13 protein-coding genes are annotated in these 12,939 nt (G+C 35.7%); 7 read left to right on the top strand and 6 right to left on the bottom strand.

What is annotated here, in order from left to right:
- Nucleotides 1–218: 218 nt before the first annotated feature.
- From GH741_RS03010 to GH741_RS03000, 3 genes are all read right to left on the bottom strand, one after another.
- Nucleotides 219–1,016 (bottom strand): DUF817 domain-containing protein, encoded by a 798-nt coding sequence (locus tag GH741_RS03010; RefSeq protein WP_153735276.1) that lies wholly within the window; start codon nt 1,014–1,016, stop codon nt 219–221.
- Between the two features lie 76 nt (nt 1,017–1,092).
- Nucleotides 1,093–1,314 (bottom strand): helix-turn-helix domain-containing protein, encoded by a 222-nt coding sequence (locus GH741_RS03005; protein WP_153735275.1) that lies wholly within the window; start codon nt 1,312–1,314, stop codon nt 1,093–1,095.
- Between the two features lie 10 nt (nt 1,315–1,324).
- Nucleotides 1,325–1,807 (bottom strand): DUF2975 domain-containing protein, encoded by a 483-nt coding sequence (locus GH741_RS03000; protein WP_153735274.1) that lies wholly within the window; start codon nt 1,805–1,807, stop codon nt 1,325–1,327.
- 391 nt (nt 1,808–2,198) lie between these two features.
- On the opposite strand from GH741_RS03000, the gene GH741_RS02995 reads away from it, so the two are divergent.
- From GH741_RS02995 to GH741_RS02965, 7 genes are all read left to right on the top strand, one after another.
- Nucleotides 2,199–2,447: a hypothetical protein gene (locus GH741_RS02995; RefSeq protein WP_153735273.1), complete on the top strand. Its 249-nt coding sequence runs from the start codon at nt 2,199–2,201 to the stop codon at nt 2,445–2,447.
- Nucleotides 2,448–2,602: 155 nt separating this feature from the next.
- Nucleotides 2,603–2,806, top strand: a complete 204-nt coding sequence (locus tag GH741_RS02990; protein ID WP_153735272.1) for a hypothetical protein — start codon at nt 2,603–2,605, stop codon at nt 2,804–2,806.
- Nucleotides 2,807–3,164: 358 nt separating this feature from the next.
- A complete protein-coding gene (locus GH741_RS02985; RefSeq protein WP_153735271.1) occupies nt 3,165–3,749 on the top strand; it encodes a hypothetical protein in 585 nt (194 codons plus the stop codon).
- Between the two features lie 198 nt (nt 3,750–3,947).
- Complete coding sequence (locus GH741_RS02980; protein WP_153735270.1) at nt 3,948–4,544, top strand: hypothetical protein; 597 nt, start codon at nt 3,948–3,950, stop codon at nt 4,542–4,544.
- 894 nt (nt 4,545–5,438) lie between these two features.
- Nucleotides 5,439–5,597 (top strand): hypothetical protein, encoded by a 159-nt coding sequence (locus GH741_RS02975; RefSeq protein ID WP_153735269.1) that lies wholly within the window; start codon nt 5,439–5,441, stop codon nt 5,595–5,597.
- Nucleotides 5,598–5,893: 296 nt separating this feature from the next.
- Nucleotides 5,894–7,297 (top strand): PQQ-dependent sugar dehydrogenase, encoded by a 1,404-nt coding sequence (locus GH741_RS02970; protein WP_153735268.1) that lies wholly within the window; start codon nt 5,894–5,896, stop codon nt 7,295–7,297.
- A gap of 136 nt (nt 7,298–7,433) precedes the next feature.
- A complete protein-coding gene (locus GH741_RS02965) occupies nt 7,434–7,646 on the top strand; it encodes a hypothetical protein (RefSeq protein WP_205677308.1) in 213 nt (70 codons plus the stop codon).
- A gap of 72 nt (nt 7,647–7,718) precedes the next feature.
- Here GH741_RS02965 and GH741_RS02960 read toward each other — a convergent pair whose 3' ends face one another.
- From GH741_RS02960 to GH741_RS02950, 3 genes are all read right to left on the bottom strand, one after another.
- Nucleotides 7,719–8,540: an alpha/beta fold hydrolase gene (locus GH741_RS02960; protein WP_338079211.1), complete on the bottom strand. Its 822-nt coding sequence runs from the start codon at nt 8,538–8,540 to the stop codon at nt 7,719–7,721.
- 245 nt (nt 8,541–8,785) lie between these two features.
- Nucleotides 8,786–10,240 carry a family 43 glycosylhydrolase gene (locus tag GH741_RS02955; protein ID WP_153735267.1) on the bottom strand — a complete coding sequence of 485 codons (1,455 nt, stop codon included), beginning with the start codon at nt 10,238–10,240 and terminating at the stop codon, nt 8,786–8,788.
- A 141-nt stretch (nt 10,241–10,381) separates the two neighbouring features.
- Entirely contained in the window at nt 10,382–12,817 is a 2,436-nt protein-coding gene (locus GH741_RS02950) for a beta-glucosidase family protein (RefSeq protein WP_153735266.1), read from the bottom strand.
- Between the last annotated feature and the right edge of the window lie 122 nt (nt 12,818–12,939).

The following is a 12,939-nucleotide window of genomic DNA, read 5'->3' as shown; positions in this document are numbered from 1 at the left end:
GCCTAGCTTCAAACTCCAATTAGATAGCCTCTTTGCCACCAGTATCCTCATCATTCCTAAATAAGACCAGGTAAGTCACTACAATTCCCCTCTTACTCCTAACTTAGCCGGGACAAGGTGCCTGTCCCTCTGTCCCTTCATTTACTCTTTTCCTCTCACTTCATTTGTTCCTTAGTAGACCAATATGTCGAGCACTAATAATCCACTTTTTAGAGGTCTTAATAGTTATAGTTTTGACTCATATTGATCCTAGTCGAACTTTTTCCCTTAACTTGCTTTAACGTTGCTACTATAAGAAAGCTTACAATCACCAGTAGGAGCCATGAACTCACCTTTCCTAGATGAACGAGGCTCCATGCATCGGTTTGGTTTGGATATTCCCAGGCATTAAAGAAGGTTGCGATATTTTCAGCAATCCATATAAAAAATCCGATTAGCACAAAAGAAAACACAAGTGGCATACGGTAACGCGACCCATTAATCTCGTAAGTGACCCAAGATTGCCAAAAAACGATGATGACAAGTCCAGATAAGATCCAAGGAATGTCCATCAAATAATGGTGAGTGAAAAAATTCAAATATATCGCTGTTGCAAGAGGCACAACTACTATAAATGGGGGCCACTTAATCAGTTCAACCCTGAGCCTTCGCCACGCCTGACAAAGGTAACTTGCTACACTTGCGTACATGAATCCACTATATAAAGGTACTCCGAAAATTTTAGAATATCCTTCTTCTGGATAGGACCAGGAGCCCATGTGTACCTTAAAAAGCTCAAGAGCAAGTCCAATTAGGTGGCACAATGTGATAACCTTTAATTCATCTCGGGTCTCAAGCCCAGAACGCACCATCCACCACTGCATCAGAAGACAGATAATTAGTAGCCAGTCGTACCTTGGCAGGAAAGGAATCGGCATGGTTTGTGTTAAAGCCAAAGAGGCAAAAATAACGACAGGAAACAAACATGATAAGGCCTGCTCCCAACCAAAGCGAACGAGTTGCTTTAATACTCTCATGATTTATACCTCCATTTTAAATGGTTAAATTCATGAGTAATTTTCCTTTTATGAATTTGACCCATCTAGACACACCTTAATCTTCGGTGCCTTCATCACTTCGGTATTCTAAAATATCTCCAGGCTGACATTCTAAGGCCTTACAAATCGAATCTAAAGTTGATATTCGAATTGCTTTTGCTTTTCCATTTTTCAATATGGAAATATTCGCCATCGTTATTCCAACCTTTTCCGTAAGTTCAGTCACGCTCATTTTCCTTTTAGCCAGCATCACATCAATATTTATTATAATCGCCATATGAGTCACCTCAGACCGTTAAATCATTTTCAGATTTTATATCGATAGCATTTTCAAGTAACTTTTGAAGGACAGCAGCAAATACTGCAATCACCATTGAAGCAAAAATTACGACCATCCCAATCAATATGCCTGGTGTGTCATCTACCTTTGTAAGCATATATAAGACTGGTAACTCCAGAACAAACAAAATACTGATTGTAATTGCACAGTTTTTTATATTCTTTAAAGCCTTTACAGATGATTCTGAGAAAGCTTCATCTTTGTCAATATAACTTAAAAGTTTTAAAGTCTGATACAACGCAAAGAAAAAGGGTATCATTGCTGCATACATTCCGATTAATAACGGATATTGCAGATTAGCCAACTCTGGTAGTTGCCAATATGGGGAATTCGGGTCAAATCTAGATAATCCGTATATACACACCGCAAGAATTGGGATTCCTATAAGAATAACCACAGTCTTTAAAAAGAGGGTTGATCCTCGTTTCATAAAAAGCACCTCACTTATTTATTGTCAATTTGAATTTAACACATAATTTATCGTATTACAATATAACTTTATTAAAATATATAATATTTATGTTGTTATAGAGTAAACAATTATAAAAGCATTCCACGTTATAAATTTAGTGCCTCGCATAACTTTTTTATAAATTGCTTCTTCATAACTGTATTAACCTATGATTTTGTTATACATCTTCCACTTACAATCAGAGCGTACCTTGCTTGTGTACTTTTAATAAAAGTATTTTGGTAAATTATGTTAAAATATACATAAGATATAAAAACTTTCTTTAGTAACACAACAGGTTAATTTAATTTTAATAATTTATTGTATCTTTCAATTGTTTAAATCGTATGTAGAGTTAAGGAGGGGTTTTATGGATAACAAAAAACTCCATCTCTTAATTATTCTTATATCATATCCTATAACAGTTCTACATTTTATCTTTGGTGATTACACAATAGAAAAACTAATTTCAGGGATATCATTTTTTTTAATTGTCACTGTTATTTATGTCGGGGTTGTATATTTGTTCTTTAAAAATGATATCGGTAGGAAATTAGTAATGTGCCTATTAATCTTAATTGGAATTATTTCGATTCTCTTAGCTATTACAACAGCATAAAGTAACACTCTTATTGTGCTATGGTTCAGAGAGTTCAATAGCTTCCTACGTAAAACGACAGAATCTTGTTATTACGCCGACTAAAAAGAACGTATAGGTTCATAAATATATTTATCGTATTAAAAAAATAATCAGTTGTAACTGGGGTGAGAATTTTGTTCGTAGGTCGTGCTTTATACATATTAGGTTTACTGGTTGTATTCTTTAGCTTAATAGCACTAATAATGATTTTGTTCTCTAATAATGGCAATCTACTTATATCTTTTTTTGCTTTACTAAATGGATTTATGGCAATGGGAATTGGTGATATTGTTATAGACTTAAATCATAGAAAAAAACTTGAAAATAGGAGTAATTAAAGCGGCTTCCACTATTAGGTGATATTGATTAACGAGAGATTGCTTCTTGTGTACAGTCATAGTTTACAAGCTTGGTCATTTTTAAATAAGAGAGAGTTGATACAAAATGCATAAAAAGAAGTACTTTATTCTCATGCCACCTACGTTAATAATTGGAATTGTTTTGTTGTACTACCTCCCCGTAAGCCAGAGACATCATGCGTTATTGGCTCCTATCATTTTTTGGATAATTTATTATGCTTGGATATATATTGAAAGAAAAAAGATGAAAAACTTTTTTTGATACATCTGCGCCAACGGGTTTAGCATAAGCAATTCTGAATTCTAAGAACAAAAATGGAAATAAAGAGGGATTAACATGAAAAAAAATCTATTGTTTATGTTGCTCTTATTTATAATTGCTTTCTCTGGGTGTAGCTCTTCAAGCACAGAAGGAGAGTTTGAGGATTTAGAAGCAACAATTAGCGAGAAAATGGAAAAAGATATAGCAATCATTGAATTTGATGACCTAGAATTATCTTTCTCAATGATTATGTATGACACAGAAGATAATATAAAAGAAGCTAGTTGGGATTATGAAAAGTTTGAAGATGAAAAAAAATTGTCTCTTACAGAAGAAGAAACGATGCAGCGAGAGAAAGAATTTAATAGTGAGTTTTTATACGGACCGTACGAGGGAGGGATTCCTCTAATTCGGACAGTTGTTATGGACAAAGAAGAAAATTTGTATAACTTTGAGGATGAAGAATTTAAGGAAGAACAAATAAATGAACAAACAGTGTACTATTATGAGTTGAAAAATCCAACACATCAGATAACCATTTTCTTACCTTTGGATACAGTTGTATATGGCTCGCGATTTGAATTAAGTTCCGGTGAACTAAACAAAGAAACCGCATTTGAATATATAGAAAAACTTATGGAACAAACACAAGGAAACTAAAACAATCATATCTGGGTTTTGACAGAGCGCGAATAGCTAAACTTATACTAAATGGGCCTAGATTTAACAAAGGATCGTCAGTCGACGATCCTATTTTTTAAAAGATTTTTTGGAATTTTATGTTAAAATTTATATAGATTAACATTTTACTTAAGAAGCAGATTAAATTAAAAAATAATAAAAAGGCGGAAATAATAAATGAAAAAACTAATCGTGATACTAATAGTAACTATACTGGTATTTTCTTTAGCTGCCTGTAATGCTTTTAACTCTAACACTATTTCTATTGTTGAATTAACGGAGAGAGAAAACGCCATACTCTCAACTACTTCAGAGAAATCATTTGTATTTGAATTCAATGTAGACAGTGAATTCGATGAAATATCTGTATGGATTGAAAAATATGAATTTGGCAGATTGGTTGATGAAAAATTAAATCGTATATCGACACAGGTAGAGAAAAATGGTTCGATTATTTTTACTAACTCAATAAATAATAACGAAAATCAAAATACATTTAATATTGGAATTGGTAGCAACGGTGGCGCCGTTTCATCACATGGTTTTGATAAAAACGCCATTGGCTTAGACAAAATGTCGAGTGTATGGGGTAACTTTCAAGGAAAGAAAACCTTCGATGAAGAACAATTAGTTTTAGCAAATATTAGTTACTCTAGTAATGAAAATAGTACAAGTTCGGTTTCCACTAGTTTTTTTGAAGATGTTGAGGGGCGCATGATTGATTTGAAAGAATATGACGTTTCTTACCTACTAAAAGTTGAATTTATTAAGTAAATTGTTAACAAGCGCAGTCTAACAGAAAAAAGATTAATACGAAGGGGAGTTAATATGAAGTATATATTATTAATATTGTTAATAGGCTCATACTTGTTGGCATTATCAATAAATTTGATGCCATCTATCAAACATCCTGATTCAAATATCAATATTTTTAACTCACTTGTAACAATCCTGTTCATAGTCATGTTACTAATGTACTCTAAAATAGGGAGTAAGTTATTAAAGTTTTTTTCAATATTCGGGGTCATAGCAGGTTTAATTGTATTTGTCATTACCACTTTTGAGCATATGATGATCGGTAATGGTATTTTAGATGTAATAGCATCCATTCAGTTTCCCTTTTACCTAATCTATATCTCACCTTTATTTGGAGGTAATATACTATTCGATCTCAGTATTGGGTCATACTCATTATTGATGTCACTGGTTTATGGAATTATATTCGGGTTAACAGTATATTTTAAAAACAGGTGAACTAGTTGGATAACTCAACGTTTTTCTATGCAAAACCGTACTTTGTATAGGAAACGGTACCCGTTAAAAGGATATTCTTCTATCGTACTACTCTATTTAATGTTCCTCACCAGTTATTTCAACGTTAATACCTGCTCTTTTTTAGTCATATCTTTTAAAAATTTCTTTGATAACACACTCTTTTCTCTATTTTTTTAGCACATCCAATTCATACGTAGATAAATAATGTACCGTGTATCATTCCAAGTTAATCATAATTATATTTTCAAATTGTCTTAAAAATGAGTTTGTGACATGCTCTACACCAATTTAGTTTATCTTCCATTGTTTTAAAAGCATTTGCACGTTTTCCGGATAAACAAATATATTTCGTAAACCATATGATTATTAAAACAATACTTGGAGGAGTTTTTTGTGAAAAAGAATAAAAATAATACGAAACAGAATACAGATTATCTGAAACCGGAATTTGCTGGAACAGATGCACAACAAGTAAAACAACAAATTAAAAAAGATGTTAGAAATGGCCAAGGTGCAATGACTTCTCGTGAGGCAGGAGAAATGCAAGATTAAACAATCCCAGAGTCAAAATACCTCTAAACGAAAGAAAACTCTATCTTTAAAATATCTTATTGAGAAAATTCTAAAGAAATTTCACTTTTCGACGCTACTCTGTTCATCAACTCTCCTTTCCAACAACAACCTAAAAACGTGTCAAACACTATAAAGACATTATCCATCTCTAGTGTTTCTTATTCAAGGAAATGAAGCAATACCTTGGCAAATTCAACACTACTACTATTGGGTACTAATAGAACCACTCTAATCATACTCTTATTACAAAAGCCTATAAGAAGGAGTGAGGTTAGTTGAAAAAAGTTAAGGTGAGTTTACGACCCATTATGAATAACATCAATTTACCTACAGTAATGAAATCAACTATACTTCCAGGAGACACAATGGAAACCATGTTCGTCGTTACCCAGGTAGGTGAGATCTTTTACATAAAAAACGGAGAAATTAGAACCTTTTTAGATATTCGCCCCCAAATCATTGAGCTAGATGGATATGACGAACGAGGATTATTAGGACTAGATTTTCATCCTCAATTTTATTATAACGGATTGTTTTATCTTCATTATTCAGTAGCTGGTACACAAGGTCCAGGTGCTCTTACTGATTCATTCGAGCCTGACCCTTGTGATTCAAGCACTTTAAACCTAAAGTGGACAAATAGAGAAACTAACTATGACCATGTAAATACCATCGAAGAATGGATAGTACAACCGAATAGTCAACCTGTAAAACGACGTGCATTACTAAACACCCGAAGACCATTTTCAAATCATAATGGATTTAATACTTTAAACTTTTCACCTGAAACAGGAAAACTTGTCTTTACAACCGGAGATGGTGGATCAGGCTATGATCCGTTTAATTTAAGTCAAGATGATATGGAAATAGCGGGTAAAATAATTGAAATTGACGTTAATAAACATAATACTATCCAACAGCCTCCTGTAGTCACACGTTTTAATGAACTTCCTACACCTATCCAAGAGACTCTTACCGTAATGGCAAAAGGTGTTCGCAACATACCTGGCATTTCCTATCAAAGGTTTTATAATCAATACATAAAATATGCGGGGAATGTTGGACAGGATTTGGTAGAGTCAATTTTTTCTTTTGTTCACTATAAAGCCATACCGGTAACTCAGCTTGTTCAAGCTTTTTTAAGAGGGGTTGAACTTAACCAAGAAGGATTAATAAACTTTGGTTGGCGAGCATGGGAAGGTGCTTTTCCTACTTCAATTTTAAGGGAATGCTCGGAGAATTCAGAGCAGGACGAGAAAACAATTGCTCACTACAAGGAAGCAGTAAAAATATCAATTAAGCGGATCAATCCTTTAACTAGTTACCTTCATCAAGAACCTCGCCCCGATAAATTTGCGGGTACGGCAATTACAGGAGTCCAGTCCTATATGGGTTATGAAATTCCCACTTTAACCGGAAACGTTGTATTTACTGATTTAGCTCAGGGTGATAAATCTGATTCCCCGGTTAAAGGGGTTTTGGCTTATACCAGGGTAAGACCAGATGGTAAATTAAGTGATTTTAGTGAGATCCAGATCGATTATCCGTTTGAATCACAATCAGCTTATTATGTTAGTTTGGGAACTAACCGGCATCAAACTAGACTGTACTTAGGCGTTTATGGTTCTATGAAAGTAACCGATTTCAACCAAGGAACTGTTTTTGAGATCATTCCATAGGGACAAGGGGACAGGCTCCTTGTCCCTAGCCTTTCTTATAAAGCGAGCTGGTGAAATGCCTATTTTTGAGTATTATATACCCAAAACAAATGCCTACGCATACTATTTATTAAGTTAGAGCATGGGAGGTAAACTTATGTACCAAAATGATTTTAGACAGATGAATGCTCCAGGCGAGGATCTACTTCAAACTGAGCCTGACATTTCACCTTACCACAGACCAAGACCACGATTTCCATTTCCTTATTGGTGGTTTTTCCCGCCATATTACACACCATATCCGCCATATTATCCACCATACTACCCGCCGTACCCTCCATACTATCCACCAAGACCACCGTACTATTAATGGAACAAAGGGACAGGCTCCTTGTCCCACTTCATTTGGTAGGGACAAGGAGCCTGTCCCCACGTCCCTGTTTTAAATCACGTGCGTCATGATATTTTTAAAAATAGGCTCTGGTCTTTCCTCGGTGATCAAATGACCTGTTTTTTCATACGTAATTAATTGTGCATTAGGCAAATCCTTCACTAACTTATGACCGACACGGATAGGTACTACACTATCTTCTTCACCCCATATTAATAGTGTTGGAACTCTTATTTCCTGGAGTTGTTTGGGTAATAAATCACCTTCTCGATGCCGCAGTAATCGGATTAAAGATGTATAAAATGCTTTTTCCGATAATGGTTTAGCGAATTCATTAATTATCTCATCATTAATTAATGCTTGGTTGAATAAGGCACCTTTTAAGTACTTTTCAACACCTTTTCTACGAATAAAATAGGAAATACTTCTTTCAAATAATGGTAAATAAGAACTGTAAATGAGAAGCTTTTTGGAACTTTTCGCATAACCGGAACTACATAATAAAACTAGTTTATTTACTTTTTCAGGAGCAATTCGAGCCATATGAAGAGCAATTTGGCCACCCATTGAATGCGCAACAATATGCGTGTTCGATATATTAAATTGATCCATGCACTCAATCAATAGCTTCGCATAATTTTCAAAGGTATAAACAAATGAAGTAGATTTTTCACTTCTGCCAAAGCCGGGTAAATCAACGGAAATAATAGAAAACTGTTCTTGTAATAGAGGTATGATACGTCGAAACGTATAGGTTGAAGATGCAAAACCATGGATAAGGAAAATTGGTGGTTTGTCATTCAATAAGTATTCACAGTACAAGTTGATATTGGCTACTTTTATGTAGGTTTGTTTTAATTCAACGACAGACACATTACTTCACTCCTCTTAACGAATCCAATCTTTCCATATGTAGTATTTACAAAACAAAAAATTTGATGTAGGAGTGAAATACTTAAACAAGCTTGTTCGTCGTTAAATTCTCTGCTATGTTGGATTGGAAGCTAAGACTTCCACAAGTCAACAAAAGCCACAGAGAATATGTCCTCTGTGGCTTTTGCTGTCTAACTAATTTTTTTGAATTTTTCTATCATACAAATTCATCTCAAAAATCACAATCACTTCAAAACAAACGACTTAAAATCTAATTTCCCGGAGCCCTCATAGGTGAAATAGAGTGCATGCTTCCCATTTTTCATGTTCAATTCGGCACTATAATACGTATAGTTTTTACTCGGTTCAATTTCGATTTTTGCAATTGGTTCTGAATTTAAAGCGTTAGATATTAGCATAAACCCTGACGCATTACCACGAACACACACAGCTATGTCCTGCAAATCCTTTATCATAAAATATTTATAGCCTGCAACTGCTCCATTTCTCATATTTGCTATATACTGTGTTGGATTGTTTTCCCTGTCCTTGCCAGTTTGTGTGAAATAGGGATGATTTTTATAAGGTATATTGCCAAAATACGTGCCATATCTGCCTGCACCATTTTTTGACCTCAGATGACATGCAATACGTGACTCATACTCTCCGGTCCCATGTAATGGTCCATTGTTTAATCCGCAACTAGTCAATTCTACTTGAGTGATATGACCATCACTATTTATCTCAATCGGTTCCGCAAGAGCCTGTCTAGAATAATGATGCCGGTTGGTTTGCCGGTGATGAAAAACATACCATTTATTTTCAACACAGACGATGCTTCCATGGTTGTTGCCGATATAATTATGAGCAGCCTGATCTTCGCTATGACCGTTTATGTATAGATCTCCATTACTAACAATTGTTCCACCATATTCAAACCCGCCAGTTGGGCTTTTGCTGGTAGCATAACAAAGTTCATGGCCATTGATTGAAGAATAGATAAAATAATAGGTATCTTCTATCTTCCTTAACGAGCTAGCCTCAAAAAATTCATGTCCTTCAAACCCAGTACCAGCTGCTTCGCCAGCCTTAGGAAAAATAAACTTTGGCTCCCCGATGACTGTCTTCATATCAGACTCTAACTGGATTACGTAGCCGCCGTCACATGTACGTTTTTTCCATCCAGTAAGAAAAGCTGGCACTCCAGTCTTTGGTGCAAATCCAGAATATAAGTAGACACATCCGTCATCATCTACAAATATACCTGGGTCAAAAACTATCGGATCCCCGCTTTTATTCCACAAAATTTCACCATCATAACGACTCACATATCCATAGAACTCATACTCGCCAGCTGGTGTATCACAGACAGCCACAGATATAATGCATTGAAATGCTAGTGTATAATACAAGTAATACCTTCCATCCTCACCTTTTGCGACATCAGGGGCAAACATTTGATAAAAACCTAATTTGTTCTTAGGATCCTGCTTTTTTCGATAGATAACTCCTTCATATCTCCAGTCGCTTAAATCATCAACTGGAGCAGACCAGCAGACATAATCATTCATGCAAAAAAGCTTTCCGTTAAATCTATCATGTGAACCATACACATATAAGCGATCCCCAAACACATATGGCTCTCCATCCGGAATATATTCATAACTTGGTAAATATGGATTAAAAGCTTGTTTTTTCATAACTTGCCTACCCTTCTCCATTAACAAAATAAAACCAAAACTGCTGCGCAGCCCAAAAACAGTTAATAAAGCCCCAGCTAACATTATTGCTAGCTGAGGCTTTTTGTACCTATTTCTATTGAAGTTTGTACATCTCACCAATTACTTAGACTCCATCACGGCAGCTTTAGAAGCCTTCAACTTCTTTCTTTTTTCCTTCAAAAGATGACCAAGTCCTTTAAAGAAATGACCATTTACCATCATTAAAATCCCATCCAACATCGGCATATTGACAACGCCACCTGTCAGTCGAGCAATTCCCCTAAACGGCATATGGTAGATAGACATCATAATTAAATTAGCAGTACTTCTCTTACCAATTTTCTTTAAGAACCAATGTGTGAATACAATAGAATGATAAACTAAACGGCCAAATATCCCTTTTGCATACTGGCACTGTTCAATTGTATCCGTATATCCTAGTGGTTTTGTACGATCCCAGGTAGAAACAGGCACTTTGTGTCCCAACAATGTTTCAAATTCGTCCACGGCAACATTGTCTGCCTTTCCTGAATAATAAGATGGTAGCTTTTCCTTCTCGTACGGAAGTGGTGCTCCGGTACCCTCCACAAAAATAGATGCCTGTAACCGGATATCTGCACTTGATGCACCAATTATAATCTGGTAGTCAGCTTCTTCTATTTCCCATTGATTTGTTTTGACGTTAAAATAACGAAACGTTTTGTCGTCAAACGGAATGGCGACTGTCTTTGTTTCGCCAGCATTTATAAAAATCTTATCAAAGCCTTTTAATTCTTTTTTTGTTCTAAAAATCTGCTTCGATTTGCAACCAACATAGAGTTGGGCAATTTCCATGCCAGCAACGTTCCCTGTATTGGTAAGTTTAAATGTAACTCCATCCTTGTCGACACGAACATCAGAATACTCAAAAGTAGTGTAGCTAAGACCATAACCAAATGGAAAGAGAACCTTCACATCTGCTGTATCATAATATCGATAACCGATATACATGGCTTCTCTGTATTCAACACTCGCTTCATTTCCACTAAAATTATGAAAGGATGGTGTGTCTTCATAACGAAGTGGATACGTTTCAGCCAATTTACCAGATGGATTCACATCTCCAGAAAGGACTCTAAGAATCGCCCTCGCTCCCGCTTGTCCACCTAAATAGCCATGCAATAAACCTTTAACTTTATTAATCCAAGGCATTTCAACTGCAGAACCGCATGAAAGAATCGCAACAATATTCGGGTTGACTTCATGTAAAGCATTCAATAGATCGACCTGATTATCTGGTATCTTCATGTTCGGTCTGTCTAATCCTTCAGCTTCGGTATCTTCATCTAGACCGATGTACAAAAAGACGACATCTGCCCCTTTTGCCAGTTCACAAGCTTTATTTATTTTATCTATATTTTTCTTTCCATACCGTTCATAACCATGTTCAAAACCAATACTAACGATACCTGATTCCTCAAAACAATCCATCGTATGATCGAGTATCGTCGGATTTACAATCGATGACCCGGCACCCTGATAACGTGCATCTTTAGCAAAGTCACCGATGACAGCGACCTTTTTTCCAAATTTAAGCGGTAACATATTATCTTCATTTTTAAGAAGGACAATAGATTCCTCAGCAACCTTCTGGGCAACTCTATGGTGTTTCTCAACATCGAACTCCTGCTTATAAGACCTTTCAAAAACTTCATTAGTAGAAAAAATAAGTTCAAGTACCCGATCTACACTTTCATCTAATAACTTTTCTTCAATTTTCCCAGTTCTTACTGCTTGAACAATTTCTTTATCAGTCTCTCCTGCTGCTGATGGCATTTCCAGTTCATTTCCAGCCAATAGACCTGCAATACGATCATTGCTTCCACCCCAGTCCGTGACCACAACACCATCATAATTCCATTCGTCCCTAAGAATGTCCTTCATTAAGTGTTGGTTCTCGTTTGTATAGTCACCGTTGACTCTATTATAGGAAGACATGATTGTCCTTGTTTTCCCTTCCTTAACTGCTATTTCAAAAGCAGTTAGGTAGATCTCTCTTAACGTTCTTTCATCAACTATTGTATCAATCGACATGCGTCGTTCTTCCTGATTATTGACGGCAAAATGTTTTACACAAGCAGAAACTCCGTGGGACTGAATTCCTCTGATATAACTTGCAGCCATTTTACCTGCATGGTATGGATCTTCACTAAAATACTCAAAATTACGACCACATAATGGATTTCTCTTCATATTGACACCAGGTCCAAGTAAGACATTTACTTTTTGAGTAATGGCTTCCTCGCCAAGATAATCTCCAACTTTTTCGCCCAGGTCAGCATTCCAGCTATTGGCTACAGTTGCAGCGGTTGGGTAACAAGTTGCCGGTATACCAGCGTTTAGTCCCAGTTGGTCTGCTGCTATCTCCTGTCTTCTTATTCCATGTGGCCCGTCAGCAAGAAACATACTCGGAATGCCAAGACGCTCTATATCCTGCGTTTGCCAGAAGTCTTTTCCAGACATCAAAGAAGCTTTCTCTTCTAGCGTCATTTGTTTAATTAACTCGTTGTACTTCATTTCTATTCCTCATTTAAATTTTCAGTGGTACTCCCCAAAGAGATACTTCCGAAACATTTTTAGTTTTATGGTTTATGCTCATGCTATAAAAATAGTTTACTATAGAATTCATCTATTTTCTA

It is taken from the genome of Aquibacillus halophilus (assembly GCF_009649745.1).
Lineage (GTDB): Bacteria > Bacillota > Bacilli > Bacillales > Amphibacillaceae > Aquibacillus > Aquibacillus halophilus.
The sequence above is the reverse complement of the archived record's forward strand: the minus strand, read 5'-3'. Positions and strand labels throughout refer to the sequence as shown.